The sequence below is a fragment of the Streptomyces sp. NPDC056061 genome, from assembly GCF_042266885.1.
Classification (GTDB): Bacteria; Actinomycetota; Actinomycetes; order Streptomycetales; family Streptomycetaceae; genus Streptomyces.
This window is the reverse complement of the sequence record NZ_JBHJWQ010000016.1, coordinates 1-20,805: the sequence shown is the minus strand read 5'-3', so window position 1 is coordinate 20,805 and position 20,805 is coordinate 1. Positions and strand designations below refer to the sequence as shown.

The 20,805-nt window shown below is 70.2% G+C and carries 19 protein-coding genes, 1 tRNA gene, 1 pseudogene and 1 riboswitch; of the genes and pseudogenes, 9 read left to right on the top strand and 12 right to left on the bottom strand.

The annotated features are described in order from the left end of the window. Positions 1-210 precede the first annotated feature (210 nt). Complete coding sequence (locus tag ACFC79_RS22165) at positions 211-1,668, bottom strand: DUF445 domain-containing protein (protein ID WP_376242629.1); 1,458 nt, start codon at positions 1,666-1,668, stop codon at positions 211-213. Between the two features lie 150 nt (positions 1,669-1,818). On the opposite strand from ACFC79_RS22165, the gene ACFC79_RS22160 reads away from it, so the two are divergent. Further along, complete coding sequence (locus ACFC79_RS22160; RefSeq protein ID WP_376242627.1) at positions 1,819-3,153, top strand: GDSL-type esterase/lipase family protein; 1,335 nt, start codon at positions 1,819-1,821, stop codon at positions 3,151-3,153. A 99-nt stretch (positions 3,154-3,252) separates the two neighbouring features. Here the strand turns inward: ACFC79_RS22160 and ACFC79_RS22155 are convergent, their stop codons facing one another. The 4 genes from ACFC79_RS22155 to ACFC79_RS22140 form a co-directional block, all read right to left on the bottom strand. After that, positions 3,253-3,966 carry a DUF1707 domain-containing protein gene (locus tag ACFC79_RS22155; RefSeq protein ID WP_376242899.1) on the bottom strand — a complete coding sequence of 238 codons (714 nt, stop codon included), beginning with the start codon at positions 3,964-3,966 and terminating at the stop codon, positions 3,253-3,255. A gap of 53 nt (positions 3,967-4,019) precedes the next feature. After that, complete coding sequence (locus tag ACFC79_RS22150) at positions 4,020-5,207, bottom strand: ATP-binding cassette domain-containing protein (RefSeq protein WP_376242625.1); 1,188 nt, start codon at positions 5,205-5,207, stop codon at positions 4,020-4,022. A gap of 122 nt (positions 5,208-5,329) precedes the next feature. Next, on the bottom strand, positions 5,330-6,244 hold the full coding sequence (locus ACFC79_RS22145; RefSeq protein ID WP_376242623.1) for an ABC transporter permease: 915 nt from the start codon (positions 6,242-6,244) through the stop codon (positions 5,330-5,332). After that, positions 6,237-7,037 carry an ABC transporter permease gene (locus tag ACFC79_RS22140; protein ID WP_376242621.1) on the bottom strand — a complete coding sequence of 267 codons (801 nt, stop codon included), beginning with the start codon at positions 7,035-7,037 and terminating at the stop codon, positions 6,237-6,239. The genes ACFC79_RS22145 and ACFC79_RS22140 overlap by 8 nt, the downstream gene beginning before the upstream one ends. 170 nt (positions 7,038-7,207) lie before the next feature. Between ACFC79_RS22140 and ACFC79_RS22135 the strand changes: the two genes are divergently transcribed. Continuing rightward, entirely contained in the window at positions 7,208-9,718 is a 2,511-nt protein-coding gene (locus ACFC79_RS22135; RefSeq protein ID WP_376242620.1) for a transglycosylase domain-containing protein, read from the top strand. Between the two features lie 10 nt (positions 9,719-9,728). Here ACFC79_RS22135 and ACFC79_RS22130 read toward each other — a convergent pair whose 3' ends face one another. The 3 genes from ACFC79_RS22130 to ACFC79_RS22120 form a co-directional block, all read right to left on the bottom strand. Then, complete coding sequence (locus ACFC79_RS22130; protein WP_376242618.1) at positions 9,729-10,049, bottom strand: DMT family transporter; 321 nt, start codon at positions 10,047-10,049, stop codon at positions 9,729-9,731. Between the two features lie 39 nt (positions 10,050-10,088). After that, positions 10,089-10,152, bottom strand: a riboswitch (guanidine-III (ykkC-III) riboswitch). Between the two features lie 213 nt (positions 10,153-10,365). After that, on the bottom strand, positions 10,366-10,704 hold the full coding sequence (locus tag ACFC79_RS22125; RefSeq protein WP_189545184.1) for a co-chaperone GroES: 339 nt from the start codon (positions 10,702-10,704) through the stop codon (positions 10,366-10,368). 61 nt (positions 10,705-10,765) lie between these two features. Further along, positions 10,766-11,086: a DUF3618 domain-containing protein gene (locus tag ACFC79_RS22120; protein WP_376242616.1), complete on the bottom strand. Its 321-nt coding sequence runs from the start codon at positions 11,084-11,086 to the stop codon at positions 10,766-10,768. A gap of 128 nt (positions 11,087-11,214) precedes the next feature. Here ACFC79_RS22120 and bcp point away from each other — a divergent pair, with 128 nt between their 5' ends. The 5 genes and pseudogenes from bcp (at position 11,215) to ACFC79_RS22095 (ending at position 15,072) form a co-directional block, all read left to right on the top strand. Further along, positions 11,215-11,682, top strand: coding sequence for a thioredoxin-dependent thiol peroxidase (bcp, locus tag ACFC79_RS22115; protein ID WP_376242614.1), 468 nt, complete (start codon positions 11,215-11,217; stop codon positions 11,680-11,682). 281 nt (positions 11,683-11,963) lie between these two features. Then, positions 11,964-13,460, top strand: coding sequence for a glycine betaine/L-proline transporter ProP (gene proP, locus ACFC79_RS22110; protein ID WP_376242612.1), 1,497 nt, complete (start codon positions 11,964-11,966; stop codon positions 13,458-13,460). A gap of 162 nt (positions 13,461-13,622) precedes the next feature. Continuing rightward, a pseudogene (locus ACFC79_RS22105) lies at positions 13,623-14,278 on the top strand (HNH endonuclease). Further along, the gene (locus ACFC79_RS22100) at positions 14,275-14,940 is read left to right on the top strand and encodes an HNH endonuclease signature motif containing protein (RefSeq protein WP_376242610.1); all 666 of its coding nucleotides are present in this window, start codon (positions 14,275-14,277) and stop codon (positions 14,938-14,940) included. The pseudogene ACFC79_RS22105 and the gene ACFC79_RS22100 overlap by 4 nt, the downstream one beginning before the upstream one ends. A 49-nt stretch (positions 14,941-14,989) precedes the next feature. After that, positions 14,990-15,072: transfer RNA gene (locus ACFC79_RS22095), tRNA-Leu, on the top strand. A gap of 44 nt (positions 15,073-15,116) precedes the next feature. Here ACFC79_RS22095 and rdgB read toward each other — a convergent pair. The 4 genes from rdgB to ACFC79_RS22075 all read right to left on the bottom strand — a co-directional run bounded on the left by rdgB (position 15,117) and on the right by ACFC79_RS22075 (position 17,665). Next, on the bottom strand, positions 15,117-15,719 hold the full coding sequence (gene rdgB / locus ACFC79_RS22090; protein ID WP_376242609.1) for an RdgB/HAM1 family non-canonical purine NTP pyrophosphatase: 603 nt from the start codon (positions 15,717-15,719) through the stop codon (positions 15,117-15,119). 70 nt (positions 15,720-15,789) lie between these two features. Next, positions 15,790-16,191: a hypothetical protein gene (locus tag ACFC79_RS22085; RefSeq protein WP_376242607.1), complete on the bottom strand. Its 402-nt coding sequence runs from the start codon at positions 16,189-16,191 to the stop codon at positions 15,790-15,792. A 172-nt stretch (positions 16,192-16,363) separates the two neighbouring features. Then, on the bottom strand, positions 16,364-17,101 hold the full coding sequence (gene rph, locus ACFC79_RS22080; RefSeq protein ID WP_376242605.1) for a ribonuclease PH: 738 nt from the start codon (positions 17,099-17,101) through the stop codon (positions 16,364-16,366). Positions 17,102-17,431: 330 nt separating this feature from the next. Next, complete coding sequence (locus ACFC79_RS22075) at positions 17,432-17,665, bottom strand: glucose PTS transporter subunit EIIB (protein ID WP_014046255.1); 234 nt, start codon at positions 17,663-17,665, stop codon at positions 17,432-17,434. A gap of 221 nt (positions 17,666-17,886) precedes the next feature. Here ACFC79_RS22075 and ACFC79_RS22070 point away from each other — a divergent pair, with 221 nt between their 5' ends. Together ACFC79_RS22070 and ACFC79_RS22065 are read left to right on the top strand one after the other, a co-directional pair. Next, positions 17,887-19,203 carry a PTS transporter subunit EIIC gene (locus ACFC79_RS22070; protein ID WP_376242603.1) on the top strand — a complete coding sequence of 439 codons (1,317 nt, stop codon included), beginning with the start codon at positions 17,887-17,889 and terminating at the stop codon, positions 19,201-19,203. Between the two features lie 264 nt (positions 19,204-19,467). Beyond that, positions 19,468-20,733, top strand: a complete 1,266-nt coding sequence (locus ACFC79_RS22065) for a PTS transporter subunit EIIC (protein ID WP_376242601.1) — start codon at positions 19,468-19,470, stop codon at positions 20,731-20,733. Positions 20,734-20,805: the final 72 nt, after the last annotated feature.

The window sequence follows — 20,805 nt, the reverse complement described above, 5'->3', positions numbered from 1 at the left end:
GACCGTCGGCCTGTCCCGTTCGGCCGGTCGGCGGTCACCCGACAGGCTCCGGGCTCGACGCGGTCAGCGGCCCCTGCCCCATCCACGGCCCGATACCCGGCGCCGGCCCCGGCCCCGTCCCTGTCCCCGTTCACAGCCCGATACCCGACCCCGGCCGCGGTCCGATCCGCGGCCCGGCCCGATCCCCGGCCACGGCGGAAGAGGCCGGCGCTACGCCCCCAGCGCCCAGGTCACGGTATGGATGAGCAGGCCCGCCAGCGCGCCCACAACCGTGCCGTTGATCCGGATGAACTGGAGGTCACGGCCGATGTGCGCCTCGATCTTCTTCGACGTCTGCTCCGCGTCCCAGCTCGCGACCGTGTCACTGATCAGCGAGGTGATCTCCGCGCGGTACGTCGTCACCACGTACACCGCCGCGTCCTCCAGCCAGCCCTCCAGCTTGGCCTGCATGCGTCCGTCCGTCGCCAGTCGCGCGCCGAGCGTCAGCAGTGAGGCGCGCGCCCGTCGGCGCAGCTCGCTCTGCTCGTCGTCCGCCGCGTTGATGATCATCGTCCGGACCGACGACCAGGCCGAGGCGATGACCTCCTGGACCTCGCCGCGCCCCAGGATCTCCGACTTCAGCCGCTCCACCCGCGCCCGGGTGTCCGGGTCCGTCTGCAGGTCGGCCGCGAAGTCGGTGAGGAAGGTGTCGATCGAGGCGCGCGCCGGGTGTCCGGGCATGTCCCGCATCTCCGTGACGAACCGCAGCAGTTCCTTGTAGACCCGCTCCCCCACCCGTTTGTCGACGAACCGCGGCGTCCAGCCCGGCGCCCCGCCCTGCACCGCGTTCATCACCGAATCGCCGTGCAGCACCAGCCAGTCATGGGCCCGTACGCAGATCAGGTCCACCACTCGGCGGTGGCCGCCGTCGGCGACGACCTTCTCCAGCATCTTGCCGAGACCGGGCGCGATCTCCGCCGCGTTGGCCCGCCGGGTGATCGCCTCCCCCACCACGGCCTGCACGTCCGAGTCCCGCAGCACCGTCAGTGCGCCGCGGAGCGCGGTCGACAGCTCGGCGGTGACCCGGTCGGCGTGGGCCGGCTCGGCCAGCCAGGCCCCGAGCCTGCCCCCGATACCGAGGGCATGTATACGGCCGCGCACCACATCGCCGGAGAGGAAGTTCTCGCCGACGAAGGAACCCAGGGACTGTCCGAGCTGGTCCTTCTTGGTGGGGATGATGGCGGTGTGCGGGATCGGCAGGCCCAGTGGATGCTTGAACAGCGCGGTGACGGCGAACCAGTCGGCGAGCGCACCCACCATGCCCGCCTCGGCGGCTGCGGCGACGAAGCCCGGCCAGCCGCCCACACCCGCGTTCCCCGCCCAGGTGGCGAGCCCGTACACGAGCGCGACCAGCAGCAGGAGGCCCGTGGCCGTGGTCTTCATCCGGCGCACACCGCGCCGTTTCTCCTCGTCGGCCTCGGTGTACGCGAACGCGGCGAGGGGCATCGGCCGCCTTCCCGGGCCGGGACGGGCCGCGCCCGCCGCCCGCTCCACTGCGGGCTTCGTCTCTCCCGCGCCCGCTCTCTCCGAACCCGGTTCTCCCGCGCCCGCTCTCTCCGAACCCGGTTCTCCCGCGCCGGCTCTCTCCGAACCCGGCTCCCCGAGCCCGGCCCCGTCGTTCCGTTCCATCCGCTCCGCTCCACCTGTCCGCGTACGCATCACCCCGGGTGTTCCGTACGCATTGTGCCTACCTGGCCTACTCCCGTGCCGCACGTCGAGTTCCCGACGCCCTGCCCCATCATGGGACCGACCCGACAACCACGAGGAGAAACACCGTTCATGCCCAGGCGTCAGGGACACGCCCCGCTCATCGCCCTCGTGGCTGTCACCGCCGTACTCGCCGCCGCGGCGGCGCCCGTCGGCCCGCTGCTGTTCTCCGGCTCCCCGTCACGTTCCGCTTACGGTTCGGATTCCGCTTCCGGCTCCGGTGCGGGTTCGGGCACGTACCCGTCGGGGGGCGGCGTCCCCGCCCCGTGGTCCGTGGCCCACACACCCGTCGCACCGGCCCCCACGGTCGTACCGGTCGCGCCCGCCCGGTCCGCCGGACTCTGGGTCGGCACCTGGTCCGCGGCCCCCACGGCGGGGGTGACGGAGGAGTCACGGAGCGGCGGCGGTCCGTCCCGGCGTACCGTCCACAACATCGTGCACACCAGCATCGGTGGCGACGCCGCCCGCATCACCCTGTCCAACGCCTTCGGCACGCACCCGCTGCTCGTGGACCATGCCGCGGTCGACACCCGGCCCGTGACGTTCCGCGGCGCCGCCGCCGTGACGATCGCCGCGGGCGGCCGGGTCGTCAGCGATCCGGTCGTGGTCCCGGTCGCCGCCGACGCCGATCTCGTCGTCACCCTGCGCACCCCGGCGGCGGAGGGCCCGGTGACGGGCCACCCGCGCAGCCACCAGACGTCGTACCTGGAGGACGAGCGGGGCACCCGGCCCACCACCGACTGGCGCTACCTCACCGCCGTCGACGTCCACCAGGCGAACGCCGCCGGAACGATCGCGGTGATCGGTGACTCCCTCACCGCGGGCACCGGCTCCACCCTCGACACGAACAGCCGCTGGCCCGACGTGCTCGCCGATCGCCTGCGGAACCGGTACGGAGTCGTCAACGCCGGCATCGCGGGCAACCGCGTCCTGCGCGACGGCACCGGCCCGCGGGCGAGCAACCGCTTCGATCACGACGCCCTCGACATCGCCGGGGCCCGGACGGTCGTCATCGCACTCGGCATCAACGACGTGCAGAAACGCCCGCGGGAGACCGACCCGCAACGCATCACGGACGCGTTGCGTTCCCTGGTTCTGCGCGCCCACGCCCGCGGGCTGCGCGCCGTCGGGGCGACCCTGATGCCGTACGAGGGGTACCGCACCTGGTCGCCCGCGCAGAACGCCGTACGGGAGCGGGTCAACGAACGCATCCGGGCGGGCGGGATCTTCGACGCGTTCATCGACTTCGACAGGGCAGCCCGCGACCCGCACCACCCGACCCGGCTGCTGCCCGTCTACGACTCCGGCGACCATCTCCACCTGAACGACTCGGGCTATCGGCGGCTGGGCTCGCTGATCGACCCGGCGGTTCTGGAGCAACGACCGCCCACCGACGGACGGTTCTGACGCCGGGGCCCGGGGCCGACCTCGGGGCGACGCCGCCCCGATGCCGGCCCCCTCGGCAGCCCCCAGCGGCTCGGCAGCCTGGGCAGCCCCCAGCGGCTCTCAACGGCCGTCGCCGCCCCCGCCCCCGCCCTTCTCCAGCCGCCCGCGTGCGCGCTCGCCGTCCAGCTCCCGCTCCCGCGCCCGCTCGGCCTCCTTCAGCCGCTGCTCCTCCGCCTTGCTGTGCTTGCGCTCCACGCCGACGCCGCCCATCAGCGCGAAGCCGGTGATCCGGACCCGGGGCGCGTCGGGCGACACGACACCCTCGTTCTTGGTGCTCTCGCCGAAGCCCCCCATGATGCCGATCCCCCTGACCTCGGCGTGCAGATCCGGCGGAAGAGTCACATGCATGCCGCCCATGACCGCGAAGCAGCGGATGACCACCTCGCGGTCCTCGAAGTCGGCCTCGCGCAGATCGATCTCGCCGCCGCCCCAGAACGCGAACGCGGTGAACTTCCGGCCCACCGTCCACTTCCCGTGGCGCCGGAAGCCGCCCCAGAACGCGAACGCGCCGCCCGACGTGGCGGGCTTGCCGATCCGGTCCGCCCAACGCACCGCCGAACCGGTGCCCGTCCGTGCCGGGGCCGTGCCGGCCGGGGTCACCGTCGTGCCCGGGGCCGGGAGGTCCCGGACGATCGGCTCCAGCTCCCCGTGTGTACGCGCCCGGTAGGTCGCTTCGAGACGCTGCTCGAACTCCTCCAAGTCGAGCCGGCCCTCGGCCACCGCCTCACGCAGGGTCTCGGCGACTCGCTCGCGCTCGGCATCGGAAGCACGCATCTCCGGGAGATCACTTGTCATACCGCGAAGCCTATTGAACGCGCACGCTTCCGTCACCGATCCCCATGCGCCCGCACATCGCCGGCCGAGGCGTACATCTTCGCGATCACGGCCTCGATGTCCGGTTCCCGGACCGAAAGATCGGCCAGTGGATAGTCCGCGGCGATCCGGGCGACCAGCGGGGCGGCCGACTCCGAGGCCGGGAACGACAGCCACTGGCGCGGCCCCTCCACCTTCACCGTACGGACGGACGGCACCGACTCGATGCGGATGGGCGGAAGTTGGCGCTCCAGGTCGACCACCAGCATCCGCTCGCTCCCGCCCACCTCGTGGAGTCCGGCGAGCGAGCCGTCGTACATCAGCCTGCCGTGGTCGATCACCATCACCCGTCGGCAGAGCTGCTCGATGTCCGTCAGATCGTGCGTGGTCAGCAGCACCGTCGTGCCGCGCTCGGTGTTCAGGTCCCGCAGGAAGCCGCGGACCTTGGCCTTGGAGACCACGTCGAGGCCGATCGTCGGCTCGTCCAGATACAGCACCTCGGGATCGTGCAGCAGCGCCGCGGCGATGTCGCCGCGCATCCGCTGCCCCAGCGACAGCTGTCGTACGGGTACCTCCAACAGCTCGCCCAGTTCCAGGAGTTCGACGCACCGGTCGAGGTTCTCCCGGAAGCGGGCATCGGGAATCCGGTACATCCGGTGCATCAGCCGGTACGAGTCGCGCAACGGCAGGTCCCACCACAGCGTGGTGCGCTGTCCGAACACCACGCCGATCCGGTGCGCCAGCCTCGTACGCTCCCTGGACGGGTCGACGCCCGCCACCCGCAAGCGGCCGCCGCTCGGGGTGAGAATGCCGGTCAGCATCTTGATCGTTGTCGACTTCCCCGCGCCGTTGGGGCCGATGTAGCCGACCATCTCGCCGCGCGGGACACGGAAGCTGAGCGAATCGACCGCGCGGACCCGACGACGCTCCCGGCGCATGAAGCCGGTCTTGCGGCGCACGTCGAAGACCTTCTCGACGTTTTCCAGCACGATGAAGTCATCGTTGTTTCCGTGGTCGTCGGCGTTCCCGCGGTCGTCCGCGGTGGTGGTGGTGTCCACGGCGGTGGCGGTGTCTGCGGCGACGTGCGGGACGGTGCCGGTCCACCTTCCCGAAGGGGTGTCGATCCGCCGTCCCGAACGCGTGTCGGTCCGCTTACCCGAACGGGCGCCGGCCCCTGCCACCGCTTCTGATTCCGCGTCCATGTCCGATGCCCCTCTGTCCTGTCCTCGCGCCTGCATGTGTCCCCGTACCGATCCGGGCCCGTACGACCACCGAGCCCGTACGGCCACCGGGGCTCCGGCCCCGACGGCCCGGACCGCCCCGGTCAATTGCCCGTGCTGCGGTACGCCCGCAGGCCCTTGCGCCAGGCCAGGCCCGCGAGCAGCCAGCACAGGGCGGCCACCGCCGGGGGCAGGAACGCCACCCACTGCGGCAGCCCCAGCGGGTACTCCCGGCCCAGCACATACAGCGCGGGCAGCCAGTTCACGAAGGCCAGCGGCACCACGAACGTCACCCCGCGCACCAGGTCCTTCGCGAAGATCGACGGCGGGTACTGGAGCAGCGTGGTCCCGCCGTAGGTGAAGGAGTTCTGCACCTCCGAGGCGTCCTGTGCGACGAACTGGAACGCCGCCCCGGCCACGAACACCGCCGAGAAGATCGCCGCCCCGCACAGCAGCATCAACGGAATCATGGCCGCCTTCAGCAGCGTCCACTCGATGTCCAGCACCACCAGCGCGTACCCGAGGACCAGCGCCCCCTGGGTGATCCGCCCCAGCCTGCGCAGCGCGAACCGGTCCGCCGCCACCTGCGCCAGCACCGGCACCGGCCGTACCAGCAGGGTGTCCAGCGTGCCGTCGCGCACCCGCCGCCCCAGCCGGTCCGTCGACCCCATCACCAGGTCGGCGAGGCCGAACGCCGTGCCCGAGAGCCCGTACAGCAGGGCGATCTCCGGCAGCGAGTACCCGCCCAGCGCGTCGACGTGCGCGAACATCAGCAGGATGGTGACGAAGTCGAAGGCGGTCACCGCGAAGTTCCCGAACGCGGTCATCGCGAACGAGGCCCGGTACGTCATCGTCGACCGCAGCCACATCGTCGCGATCAGCCCGTACGCCCGAACCCCCTCGACGAGCCGCGACCGCTCGACGTACACCGTCGCGGGCGTGCCCGAGGTCCGGCCGTCACCGGCGCCCCCGTCCCCCGCGGCCCCGGCCGTCTCCACCGCACCGGCCGTCTCAGCCACCCTGGACCACCACCCTCCGCGTCGCCACCGTCTGCACCAATCGGCCCACCAGCAGCAACGCGAGCGCCCAGCCGCCCTGGAACGCGTACACCTCCACCAGGCCCCACCCCGTGTACTTGCCGAGGAACACATCGGCGGGCACCTGGAGCAGCGACGACCACGGCAGCACCCGCGCCACCTCTCCCAACGCCCCCGGGAACAGCGTCAGCGGCAGCAGCATCCCGGAGAAGAACAGCCCGGCCAGGGACGTGATCTGCGAGACCCCGGCCCCGTCCAGCAGCCAGAACGCGGACAGCGCCACCAGGTAGCGGATCGCGAAACTGACCACGACACCGAGCGCCACCGAGACGAGGAAGGCCATCCAGATCCCCGGCGAGGTGGGCAGCGCGAGTTCGAAGGCGAGCGATCCCAGCAGCATGGGCGCCACCCCGCGGCCCAGCAGATGGAACGCCGCCCGGCCCAGATCGCCCGCCAGCCACCACAGTTGGAGGTCCGCGGGCCGGTAGAGGTCGACCGCCACGTCACCGGTGCGGATCCGTTCGATGAGTTCGTCCTCGAAGCCGCCGCCCATCATGGCGCAGGTCATCAGCAGCGCCTGTCCCAGCCACACATAGGTGAGTGCCTGGGGCATGTCGTAGCCGCCGAGCTGCGGGCGCTCGTCCCACAGCGCGATGTAGGTGTAGGCCATGATGAATCCGAAGACGGTGTTGGTGAACACCCCCGCCGCCGTCGCGGTCCGGTAGGTGGCGTAGCGCCGGAACCCGCCCGCCGCCACCACCGCGTACAACCGCACCGCACCTCTCCCCTCGTCCGGGTACCCCGAGGCCGCCGGGCACCAAAGCGCACGACCTTAGCCCGGTGGGGGCAACCGCCGCGACCGCTTTTCCAGGGTCGATCCGGTGTTTATTCCCCGGAAAAGTGCACTATGGGGGAACTGACCGCGCGCGAGGAGTCTGCACAGACATGAGCGACGAGCCACAGCAGCCGGGCGGAGGACACGAGCACCGAGGCCGGCCCCCCGGGGACCGGTGGTCCGCCCGGGAGAACGGCGGCGCCGGAGGCGGCACGGCCGCCTTCGGCCACCAGGACGGCGGACACCAGGACGGCGGACAGCAGGACGGCGGAGGGGGCGAAGGCGACGCCGGCACGGCGAAGAAGCGCGGGCGCCCCGCCCGGACCGGCTGGCGCCGCGCCGTCCCCAGCTGGCGGATGGCCCTGGGCGGCGTGTTCCTCCTGGCCGTGCTCCTGATCGGCGGCCTCGTCGCCGGGTACGAACTCGTCGAGATCCCGGCCGCCAACGCCAGTGCCACCGCGCAGTCCAACGTCTACCTCTACAAGGACGGCAGCGTCATCGCCCGCTCCGGTGACATCAACCGGGAGAACGTCGAGCTTGCCCAGATCCCCCTCACCGTCCAGCGCGCGGTCCTTGCCGCCGAGGACCGCGACTTCTACTCCGAACGGGCCGTCGACCTCATGGCCATGGTCCGTGCCGCCTGGAACACCGTCTCCGGAAAGGGAACCCAGGGCGGCTCGACCATCACCCAGCAGTACGTCAAGAACTACTACCTCGGCCAGGAACAGACCATCACCCGGAAGATCAAGGAGTTCTTCATCGCGGTCAAGCTCAACCGCGAGCAGTCCAAGAACCAGATCCTCCAGGGCTACCTCAACACCAGCTACTTCGGCCGCAACGCCTACGGCATCCAGGCCGCCGCCCAGGCCTACTACAACAAGGACATCGGCGAGATCACCACCGCCCAGGGCGCCTACCTAGCCTCGCTCCTCAACGCCCCCAGCGCCTACGACGTCGTCGTCCACCCGGAGAACAGGGCCGCAGCCCTCGGCCGCTGGAACTACGTGCTCGACGGCATGGTCAAGGAGAAGTGGATCGGCGCCGCCGAACGCGCCGCCATGGAATTCCCCGTCCCCGGCAAGGTCAAGCCGCCCACCGGGCTGTCCGGACAGCGCGGCTACATCGTCCAGGCCGTCGACGACTACCTCACCTCCCACGGCGTCGTCGACGAGAACACCCTGGCCACCGGCGGCTACCGGATCACCACCACGCTGGAGAAGAAGAAGCAGAACGCGCTCGTGAAGGCCGTCGACGACAACGTCATGTCCCAGACGAGCGGCGAACGGGCCGTCGACCGCTACGTCCGCGTCGGCGGCGCCTCCATCGACCCCGCCACCGGCCGGGTCGTGGCCATGTACGGCGGCGTCGACTACACCAAGCAGTACGTGAACAACGCGACCCGCCGCGACTACCAGGTCGGCTCCACCTTCAAACCGTTCGTCTTCACCTCCGCCGTCGACAACGACTCCATCAACGAGCGCGGCCGTCACATCACGCCCGGCACCTACTACGACGGCGAGAACAAACGCATGGTCCAGGGCCCCAACGGGCCCACCGGCTACGCCCCCGCCAACGAGGACGACCGCAGCTACGGCTACATCACCGTGAGCACCGCCACCGACCGCTCCGTCAACACCGTGTACGCCCAGATGGCCGAGGACGTCGGCCCCGACCGGGTCAAGCGGACCGCCGTCGCCCTCGGCATCCCCGCGAGCACCCCGGACCTCACCCCGTCCCCGTCCATCGCGCTCGGGGTCGCCACCGCGAGCGTCCTCGACATGACCGAGGCGTACGCCACCCTCGCCGACCACGGCAGGCACCACGCGCGCGTCCTCGTCGACAAGGTCAGCAAGGGCGGCGAGGAGCTGACGCTCCCCGACCGGAGCACCCGGCAGGCCGTCGGCCGCACGGCCGCCGACACCACCACCTCGATCCTCCAGAGCGTCGTCGAGGGCGGCACCGGTACCGCCGCCCAGTCCGCAGGCCGTCCCGCCGCCGGCAAGACCGGCACCGCCGAGGACGACAAGGCCGCCTGGTTCGCCGGATACACCCCCGGCCTCGCCACCGTCGTCGCGGTCATGGGCCAGGACCCGAAGACCGGCACCCAGAAGTCGCTCTACGGAGCTCTGGGGCTGTCCCGGATGAGCGGTGGCGGACCGCCCGCCCAGATCTGGGGCCAGTACACCGAAGCGGCACTGCGCACCACCGCGGTCAAGGACTTCGATCTCGAACTTGAGGACGGAGCCGACGAGTTCGCCCCGCCCACCGGTACCGACACCGGCGCGACACCGTCGCAGGGCCCGTCCGGCACGCCGCCACAGCTCCCGGGAACCATCCCTCCCGGCAGCCCGCAGAGCCCCGGTGGAAACGAACCCGCCACCGGCAGCACGAGCACCGGGAACACGGACGGCACCGGGGGCGCCAACACCGGCAACCCACCCGGCGGCGGACCGGCCACCGGGGGCGGACCCGCAAACGGAGGCGGACCGGCGAACGGAGGCGGGACCATCGGAGCGGGGGGCGACCGGGGCGGGGTCGGCGACGGCCCCGGCGGCCAGGACCTCCGCCCGGGCGCCCCGGGGACTCCGGCTCCCCACGGCACCCCGACGCCCCATCAGTGAGGCCGACCGGTCAGTGACCCGAGGTCGCCTTCAGCCCCACGACGGCCACCAGCAACAGGCAGACGAAGAATATCCGGGCGGCGGTGGCCGGCTCGTTCAGCACCACCATGCCGACCACCGCCGCCCCGGCCGCACCGATGCCGACCCACACCCCGTACGCCGTGCCGATCGGCAGTGATTTCGCGGCATGGGAGAGCAGCACCATGCTCGCCACGATCCCGAAACCGGTGAACACGCTCGGCCACAGCCGGGTGAACCCCTCGGTGTACTTCATACCGATCGACCAGGCCACTTCCAGCAGACCGGCGATGACCAGCAGAACCCATGCCATGACAGCACCTCCGACGAGAGAGAACATGCGAACAATCCGGGTGCGTCGTCTTTGCGAATCCCGGTACGGCGCGTCTCGTCGGGTCGTCACACCGTAGCAAAAAATAGGAAAAGGACCTGGTGACGCCGGTCACCAGGCCCATGCGGATCGCCACGGCCCCTCGGCCACACACCGAGGTGCATCCGTCGGGGGCACCGACGGGCGGCGGGCGGCGGACACCGCCTGCCGACGGCTGACGGCCGACTGCCGCCCGCCGATGACGATTCGACCGCGACGGCACATCCCGCCGACGGCACAAGCCGACTACAGATGCCGACTACAAATAGAGTCCGGTGGAGTCCACCGAGCCCTCGAACCGGTCCGCCGCCACCGCGTGCAGATCCCGCTCGCGCATCAGCACGTAGGCCACGCCGCGCACCTCGACCTCCGCGCGGTCCTCGGGGTCGTACAGCACCCGGTCGCCGGGCTCCACCGTCCGCACATTCTGGCCCACGGCGACCACGACGGCCCAGGACAGCCGACGGCCCACCGCGGCCGTCGCCGGAATCAGGATGCCGCCGCCCGAGCGCCGCTCGCCCTCCGGCGTATCGGACCGGACCAGCACACGGTCGTGCAACATGCGGATGGGCAGCTTGTCGTCGGTGTTCTCGCTCACGACCCGCAACCTACCTGCCCCGCACCGCTCCGCACCCCTCCGGGGTGCGCGGACCGCAGCATCACTTCTTCCGGCGCCGCTTCGCCGACGCGATCAGGCCCACCACGCCGACCGCGAGCAGCGCGACCGGGATCACCCGCTCCAGGCGCGGTGCGCCGTCCTCGTCCACGAACTGCGCCTTCACGTCCGACACCGTCCGGTTCACCGCGACGTAGGCACGCCCGGCCGTCCGGTCCACGGCCTCGGCCGCCCTGGCCTTCGCATCATCCATGATCGTCTTCGGGTGCACCCGCACCCCGATCTCGTCGAGCACCACGGCAAGCTGCTCGCGCCTGCTGATGATGTCCGCCTCGATCTGCGCAGGGGTCCTGGCATCCGACACCGCGCCGCCTCCGTGGTACTCGTCCGGTAGATCCTCATCGACAGTCTGTCAGCTCGACCGCCCACGCACCCGGCGGCACCCCTATTACGCTCGGTCCCGTACATCCCACGTGCCACCTGAGGAGAACCATGAGCGAGCGACTCCAGCCCGGCGACACCGCCCCCGCCTTCACCCTCCCCGACGCCGACGGCAACGAGATCTCGCTCGCCGACCACAAGGGCCGCAAGGTCATCGTCTACTTCTACCCGGCCGCCCTGACTCCCGGATGCACCAAGCAGGCCTGCGACTTCACCGACAACCTGGAGCTGCTCGCCGACGCCGGCTACGACGTCATCGGCGTCTCACCGGACAAGCCGGAGAAGCTCGCGAAGTTCCGCGAGAAGGAGAACCTCAAGGTCACCCTGGTCGGCGACCCCTCCAAGGAGACCCTCACCGCGTACGGCGCCTTCGGCGAGAAGAAGCTCTACGGCAAAACGGTGACCGGGGTCATCCGCTCCACCGTCGTGGTGGACGAGGAGGGCAAGGTGGAACGAGCCCTGTACAACGTCAAGGCCACCGGCCACGTGGCCAAGATCATCAAGGACCTCGGCATCTGACCCACGGCATCCGATCCCCGGCGGCCGGCCCCGGCCCCGGTTCCCCGCCCACCCGGCTCCCGGCTCCCGGCTCCCGGCTCCCGGCTCCCGGCTCCCGGCTCCCGGCTCCCGGCTCCCGGCCAGGATCACCCCGAACGGCCCGACGCGGATGACGAACACCCACATGCCACGGGCAAGCATCCGCGTATGAGGGACGTCACATTCGGCCGCCGCACCGGTTTGGGGCCGCCACGACCGCGCAGAAGCCCTTCCTGGAACGCCCCCGAGGAAAGGACCCGGTCATGGCGGCCCCCGACCCCCCTCAGGCCGCCGATCCGGATGCGGTGAAACGCCACCCCACCCTCTTCCGCGCGATCCAGCAGCGGAAGAACCCGAAGCTGCGCCGGACGGACATCACCGTCACCGACGAACGGGCCGTCCGACGTGCCGTGAAGGCCGCATCGCTCGGCAACGCCATGGAGTGGTTCGACTTCGGGATCTACTCCTACCTCGCCGTCACACTGGGCCATGTCTTCTTCCCGTCCGGGAACGACACCACCCAGCTCCTCTCCTCCTTCGCCACCTTCGCCGTCGCCTTCCTGGTGCGGCCCCTCGGCGGCATGTTCTTCGGCCCCATGGGCGACAGGATCGGCCGCAAGAAGGTCCTCGCCCTCACCATGATCATGATGGCGGTCGGCACCTTCGCGATCGGCGTGATTCCCTCCCACGCCACCATCGGTCTCTGGGCCCCCGTCCTGCTGATCTTCTTCCGCCTGGTCCAGGGGTTCTCCACCGGCGGCGAGTACGGCGGCGCCTCGACCTTCATCGCCGAGTACGCCCCCGACAAGCGCCGCGGCTACTTCGGCAGCTTCCTCGAATTCGGCACCCTGGCCGGCTACGTCGGCGCTGCCGGACTCGTCACCGCCCTCACCGCGCTGCTCGACTCCGCCCGGATGGAGGCGTGGGGCTGGCGCATCCCGTTCCTCGTCGCGGGCCCCCTCGGCCTGGTCGGCCTCTACCTGCGGCTGCGCCTGGACGAAACGCCCGCGTTCCAGAAGCTGGAGGGCGGGACCGTCCACGCCACCGAGGCCGCCGACGGGGTCGAGACCACCACCAAGGGCGACCTCGCCACCATCTTCCGGCAGTACTGGCCGACGCTGATCCTCTGCATCTGCCTGGTCGGCGCGTACAACATCACCGACTACATGCTGCTGTCGTACATGCCGACGTACCTCTCCGACGAACTCGGCTACAGCGAGACGCACGGCCTGCTCGTCCTGCTCGCCGTGATGGTCTTCCTGATGCTGGTCATCAGCCGGGTCGGCAGGCTGTCCGACCGTTTCGGGCGCAAGCCGCTCCTGACGACCGGCATGCTCGGGTTCTTCTTCCTCTCCCTGCCGGCGTTCCTGCTCATCCGCCAGGGCGGCGTCCTCGCCATCACGACCGGCATGCTGATGCTGGGGCTCTCCCTGGTCTGCATGCTCGGCACCATGTCCGCCGCCCTCCCCGCCCTCTTCCCCACCCAGGTCCGCTACGGCTCCCTGTCCGTGGGCTACAACCTCTCGGCCTCGCTGTTCGGCGGGACGACCCCGCTGGTGATCACGGCCCTGATCAGCTGGAGCGGCAGCCAGCTGATGCCCGCCTACTACGCGATGGCCGCCGCCCTGGTCGGCGTGATCGCCGTGGCCTGCATGAAGGAGACCGCCCGACGCCCCCTGGCCGGCTCCCCACCGTCGGTGGCGACCCCCGAGGAGGCGGCGGGGCTCGCCGCCTCGCAGACACCGGACCCGAAGTTCTGATCCGAGCACTCCCACTCACCGGAATACCCTTCGCCGCTTCGGCTTCGCTTGAAACGGTGCAGGTCATTCCACATTTTGTCGGATATCGGACGTGACGCTCCGATAGGCGGCTCGTTGATCCGTACGGGGACGCGAACACGCGGCCGGACACGGAGGGGAAGCATGGGGGCAAGTCCGTACACGCGAGAACGGCTCGCCGAGGCGGCCGCATCCTCGCGGACGTTGTCGGAGGCGTTGGCACGGCTCGGAGTGGACCCGAGAAGCCCGACGAGGCATTACGTCCGCGAGCGCATGAGGAAGATGGGCGTGGACACCAAGCACTTCGAGCGCGAAGGCTCCCGCTGGACGAGGGAGGTCCTCGAACCCGTGGTCGCGGCCTCGACCAGCGTGCACGAGGTGCTTCGGCGCCTCGGCGTCGAGCCGGTCGGCGGCCACCACACCAACATCAGCCGTCGCATCAAGTCGTACGGCCTGGACACCACCCACTTCACCCGGCCGACGAGAACGGGGAAGAAGCAGCGTCGCCGCACGACCCGACAACTGCTCGTCGAGGACGCTCACCGCATGCCCGCCGCGTTCCCGGAGCTCGCCTCAAGTCCGCCATGACTGCACTCGGCGTTGCTCAACGGTGCGCGACCTGCGGAACGGAACCCGTATGGCGGGGCCGACCGCTGCCCCTTGAGGTGGATCACGTCAACGGCGAGTGGTGGGACAACCGCCTGGAGAACCTGCGGCTGCTGTGTCCCAACTGCCACTCGGTGACCGACACCTATCGCGGTCGCGCCAGGAGCCGTCGAGCCCGGGCCGGTATGCCATGAGCCGGAGCCGCACATACACATACGAGCTGCTGCTCCAGGCAGCGAAGCAGTGTTCCGACATCGACGAGGTCGTCGCCTTCTTCGGGACGCGTCCGTACAACAAGCTGAAGAAGTACCTGCTCCATCGCTTCGCCCACTTCGCCATCGACATCTCCCACTTCCGTCATGCCGGCCCCGCCCGTACCAGGGTTCGTCCGGCAGGCAGCACACTGCGCGAGGCGGTGGAGAACTCTCGTTCCTTCGCCGATCTGCTGCGCAGGCTCGGCCGCCCCGACAGCCAGTACCAACGGAGCCTGCTGCGACGGTGGATCGGTGAAGAAGGGCTTTCGACCGCGCACTTTCTGGGCCAAGCGCACCAACGGGGCCTGCCTGGCCCCACTCCCGCCAAGCGCCCTGAAGAGGTACTGGTGAAACGCGAGGGTTCTCATCGCACCAGGACCACACTGCTGCGTCGGGCACTCACCGAGATCGGCGTGCCCGAGAGATGCGCCGAGTGCGGCACCAGTCCGTGCTGGCAGGGCAAACCCCTGACGTTGGAGATCGACCACATCAACGGCGACTGGAGCGACGACCGAGCCGAGAACCTGCGGCTTCTGTGTCCGAACTGCCACGCCATCACGGACACCTGGTGTCGCGGAGGCCGTCGCCGAAGTACACATTGACAAACCCACTCTCGTACTCAGCGCCCTGCCCGATACGATGAGTCGGCGGGCGGCCGTGTCGGAATGGCAGACGAGCGGCGCTTAGAACGCCGTGGGAGAAATCCCGTGTGGGTTCGAGTCCCACCGGCCGCACATGCCAATGGGCCGCCCGGTCTCGGGCGGCCCATTGGCATGCCTCACCCCACCAACTCCCGCACCACCGGCACCAGGGCCCGGAATGCCTTGCCGCGGTGGCTGATCGCGTTCTTCTCCGCCGGGGTCAGTTCCGCACAGGTACGGTTCTCGCCGTCGGGCTGGAGGATCGGGTCGTAGCCGAAGCCGTTGGTGCCGGACGGGGTGTGGCGCAGGGTGCCGGTGAGACGGCCCTCGACCACGCGTTCGGTCCCGTCGGGGAGGGCCAGGGCCGCCGCACAGGCGAAGTGGGCGCCGCGGTGGGAGGCGTCGATGTCGGAGAGCTGGGCCAGCAGCAGGTCCAGGTTGGCCTTGTCGTCGCCGTGGGTGCCGGCCCAGCGGGCGGAGAAGATGCCGGGGGCGCCGCCGAGTACGTCCACGCAGAGGCCGGAGTCGTCGGCAATGGCGGGGTGGCCGGTGACCGCGGCGAGGGCGTGGGCCTTGAGGAGGGCGTTCTCGGCGAAGGTGACGCCGGTCTCCTTGACGTCGGGGACCTCGGGGTACGCGTCCGCGCCGACGAGTTCGTGGTCGAGGCCGGCGTCGGCGAGGATCGCGTGGAGTTCGGTGATCTTCCCGGCGTTGCGGGTGGCGAGGATGAGGCGGGTCATGTCCCCCAGTATCGGGGACGGGTCATCGGCGCAGGTCGGCGCATGGCTCCGGTCGGAACGCGGTCCCGGTTCAGGGGGTGCAGATCTTGCCGATCTCCTTGGCGGCGTCGGCGACCGGGGTGGCGTCGAGGCTGTTGTCGCCCTTGTCGATGGCATCGCGGACGTTGGAGACGGCGGTGGTGAGGTGATCGACGGCCTTGCCGAGGTCGGCGTCGTCGGTCCGGTCACCGAGGTCGCCGAGTTCCTTCTCGATGTCGTCGAGGGCCTCGGACGCCTGAGTGGGATCGTTCGTGGCGTTGGATACGGCCTGTTGGAGGTTGTCGACGCTGCTCGCGATGGCGTCGGCGGTGCGGACGCAGTCGAGCGCCTTGTCGACGGCACCGCAGCCGGTCGCCGCGGTGACGGCGAGGCCGAGGCCGACGAGGGTCAGTGCGGTGGCGGTGGTGCGGCGGCGGGTGGTGGTGTCGGCCATGGTGCGGTTCCTCCCCTGGTGCGGACACGCGGACGGGCGCACGGTTCGACCCGTGCGCCCGTGTGCGTGATGACGCGTGCGGTGCGTGCTCGGTTGCCTCGGTGCCGGAGGGGGTCCGCGTGGTGGCGCGGGAGGCTGCGGTGGCGCGGGGGCTACCGCGTCGCCCGGTCCGTCACGCGTCGAGGGTGCGGGCGAGGGCCTCGTGCTGGAGGGCGGTGAGGTCGGCGCAGCCGGCGGTGGCGAGGTCGAGGAGGGCGCCGAGTTCCTTGCGGTCGAAGGGGGCGGCCTCGGCGGTGCCCTGGACCTCGACGAAGCGTCCGTCGCCGGTGCAGACGACGTTCATGTCGGTCTCCGCGCGGACGTCCTCCTCGTAGCAGAGGTCGAGGAGGGGGGTGCCGTCGACGATGCCGACGCTGACGGCGGCGACGGTGTCGGTCAGCGGTTTGCGGCCGTGCTTGACGAGCTTCTTGCGCTGGGCCCAGGCGACGGCGTCGGCGAGGGCGACGTAGGCGCCGGTGATGGCGGCGGTACGGGTGCCGCCGTCGGCCTGGAGGACGTCGCAGTCCAGGACGATGGTGTTCTCGCCGAGGGCCTTGTAGTCGATGACGGCGCGAAGTGAACGGCCGATGAGTCGGCTGATCTCGTGGGTGCGGCCGCCGATCTTGCCGCGGACGGACTCGCGGTCGCCGCGGGTGTTGGTGGAGCGGGGCAGCATGGAGTACTCGGCGGTGACCCAGCCCTCGCCGCTGCCCTTGCGCCAGCGGGGGACGCCCTCGGTGACGGAGGCGGTGCAGAAGACCTTGGTGTCGCCGAAGGCGATGAGTACGGAGCCTTCGGCGTGCTTGCTCCAACCGCGTTCGATGGTGACGGGGCGGAGCTGTTCGGGGGTGCGGCCGTCGATGCGAGACATGGCGTCGACCCTATCGGGTGCCGGGGCGGCGGCCGTTCGGGTGCGGGGCGGGGGCCGGTCGGGTGGGACGGGGCCGGATGTACTGCAGGGCCGGGCAGATGGAGCGGGGCCGGTGGGACCGGTGCGGTGCGGGCCGACGGTGGGCGGTGGCGCGGGCCGTCCGGTGTCCGCCGTCCGGTGTCCTACGGCGACAGGCCCCGTCCTGAGGGGCGGGGCCTGTGGGGGGGCCGGGGCGGCCGGACCGTCGGGCAGTCGGGCGGTCGGGCGGTCCGGCTCAGCCGACAGACCGTCGACGGGTTCCACCGGGGTTCTGGCGGGAGGTCCGGCCGGTCACATCATGTCTTCGATGTCGGCGGCGATCGGGTCGGCGTCGGTGCCGATGACGACCTGGATCGCGGTGCCCATCTTGACGACGCCGTGGGCCCCGGCGGCCTTGAGCGCGGCCTCGTCGACCTTGCTCGGGTCGTGGACCTCGGTGCGGAGGCGCGTGATGCAGCCCTCGATCTCGTCGATGTTGTCGATACCGCCGAGCCCGGCGACGATCTTCTCGGCCTTGCTGGCCATGGCGTTCTCCCTGCTTGTTCACATGCGTGCGACGGCCCACCCTGGGTCCGTTTCGTCACCGTAACGCACGTTTGGCCCAGCTTCGCGAGCGGGCGACTGAACCGTCCTCAAAGATGACGATCACCGATCCTCGTCTTCCAGGCGGGTTACGCCCCGTACCCCAAGTGGTCTACACCAGTTTGCAACGACCGCCGACCGCCCCGTGTTCCGGGAGGACGCCGATGAGCTCCAGCAGTGCCGCCGCCGCAGCGCCGCGCAAGACGTGGTGGAACAGCTTCTTCCAGGGCCTCCAGAAGATGGGCCGCAGCCTCCAGCTCCCGATCGCGGTGCTGCCCGCGGCGGGCATCCTCAACCGGCTGGGCCAGCCCGACGTGTTCGGCGCCGACGGCCTCGGCTGGACGAACGTCGCCAAGGTGTTCGCGGCCGCGGGCGGCGCACTGCTCGACTCGGGGCTCGGCCTGCCACTGCTGTTCTGCATCGGCGTCGCGATCGGCATGGCGAAGAAGTCGGACGGTTCGACCGCGCTCGCCGCGGTGACCGGCTTCCTCGTCTACTACGCGGTGCTGCACGCCTTCCCGGTGGACTGCGCGCCGGGCTCGACGTTCACGTCGAGCGGCACCTGGTTCGGCACCTGCGTCACCGAGAACGCGAAGGTGACGGCGGCCGAGTACCAGAACCCGGGGGTGTTCGGCGGAATCGTGATGGGGCTGCTGTCCGCCTGGTTCTGGCAGCGCTACCACCGGGTGAAGCTGGTGGACTGGCTGGGCTTCTTCAACGGCCGTCGGCTCGTGCCGATCATCATGGCCTTCGTCGGCCTGCTCTTCGCCGCCCTGTGCGCCTGGCTCTGGCAGCCGGTCGGGGACGGCCTGACCAGCTTCTCCAAGTGGCTGGCGGATCTGGACTGGCTGGGTTCCGGCATCTTCGGCATCGCCAACCGGGCCCTGCTGGTCATCGGCCTCCACCAGTTCCTGAACACCTTCGTCTGGTTCCAGTTCGGCGACTTCACCAAGCCGGACGGAACCGTCGTGCATGGTGACATCAACCGGTTCCTGGCGGGCGACCCGACGGCCGGGCAGTTCACCTCGGGCTTCTTCCCGATCATGATGTTCGCCCTGCCGGCCGCGGCACTGGCGATCTACCACTGCGCCAAGCCGCATCGCCGCAAGGCGGTCGGCGGCATGATGCTCTCGGTCGGCCTCACCTCGTTCGTGACCGGCATCACCGAGCCGATCGAGTACTCGTTCCTCTTCGTCGCGCCATTGCTGTACGGGTTCCACGCCGTGCTCACCGGTGTATCGATGGCGGTGACGTGGGCGCTCGGCGTGAAGGCCGGCTTCAGCTTCTCCGCCGGGCTGATCGACTACGTCATCGACTGGAGCCTGGCCACCAAACCGTGGCTGATCATCCCGATCGGCCTGGTCTTCGCCGCCGCGTACTATGCGATCTTCCGGTTCGCGATCATTGCCTTCAACCTCCAGACACCGGGGCGGGAACCCGACGAACTGGAGGCGGAGATCGAGCGAGATCTCACGAAGTAGCACGTCACACGGGCCTTTCGGCCCAGTCGGCGAAGGCCCTCGGACCCTGTTGTCCGGGGGCCTTCGCCGCGTCACCGAGGGTGGGCGATCACTCATGCGAAGCAGTCGGAATGCGAAGGTTCCTTATCCAACCCACACCGTGCTACAACTGGTCTAAACCACCGAGTGGTCCAGACCACGTGGCGCTCTGCCGCGTTTCTTCGAGTCACCGCCTCCCCCCCTCGTCACCGACCTGGGCGGTGCCTTGCCCCCATGGAGGAATTGATGTCCACGGCAGACGCCGCGTCCGCGGCCACGAAGAAGAGGGGCGCCGGCGCGATGGCCGTCATGCAGCGCATCGGCCGCAGCCTCATGCTGCCCGTCGCGGTGCTGCCCGCGGCCGCGCTGCTGGTCCGTCTCGGCAACGACGACATGCTCGGCAGGGATTCCTTCCCGGCCTTCATCACCAAGATCGCGTCCTTCATGGCCGCGGGCGGCAACGCGATCCTCGACAACATGGCGCTGCTGTTCGCCGTCGGCATCGCGATCGGCTTCGCCAAGAAGTCGGACGGTTCGACGGCGCTCGCGGCCGTCACCGGCTACCTGGTCTTCCAGAAGGTGCTGGCCACCTTCACGGACAGCAACCTCCCGCAGGTCGCCACGGTCGTCGACGGCAAGGTCGTCATGACGGACGCCCCGGTGGACGCGAAGGTCCTCGGCGGTGTGGTGATGGGCATCGTGGTCGCGCTGCTCTACCAGCGGTTCTACCGGACGAAGCTGCCGTCCTGGGCGGGCTTCTTCGGCGGGCGCCGCCTGGTCCCGATCCTCTCCGCGTTCGCCGGTCTGGTCATCGGCATCGTCTTCGGCTACATCTGGCCGGTGCTCGGCACCGGGCTGCACAACTTCGGCGAGTGGCTCGTCGGTTCGGGCGCGGTCGGCGCGGGCATCTTCGGTGTCGCCAACCGTGCGCTGATCCCGGTCGGCATGCACCACCTGCTGAACTCGTTCCCGTGGTTCCAGGCCGGTGAGTTCCAGGGCAAGAGCGGCGACATCAACCGCTTCCTGGCCGGTGACCCGACGGCCGGACAGTTCATGACCGGCTTCTTCCCGATCATGATGTTCGCCCTTCCGGCGGCCTGCCTCGCGATCGTGCACTGTGCCCGCCCGGAGCGCCGCAAGGTGGTCGGCGGCATGATGTTCTCCCTCGCGCTCACCGCCTTCGTGACCGGTGTCACCGAGCCGATCGAGTTCACGTTCATGTTCATCGCCCCGGCGCTCTACGCGGTGCACGCGGTGCTGACCGGTGTCTCGATGGCCCTCACCTGGGCGCTCGGCATGAAGGACGGCTTCGGCTTCTCGGCAGGTGCCGTCGACTTCCTGCTGAACCTCGGAATCGCGAGCAAGCCGTGGCTGTTGATGCTCGTCGGCCTCTGTTTCGCGGCGGTCTACTACGTGGTCTTCCGCTTCGCGATCACCAAGTTCAACCTGCCGACGCCGGGCCGCGAGTCCGACGAGGAGCTCGCCGAGCTCCTCAAGGCCGAGGCGAAGTAGGCCCCAGGCTCCAGGCCCCGGCCCCGGCCCCGTACGGCGGAGGCCCGCCCCTTCCCCGGATCTGCCCGGGGA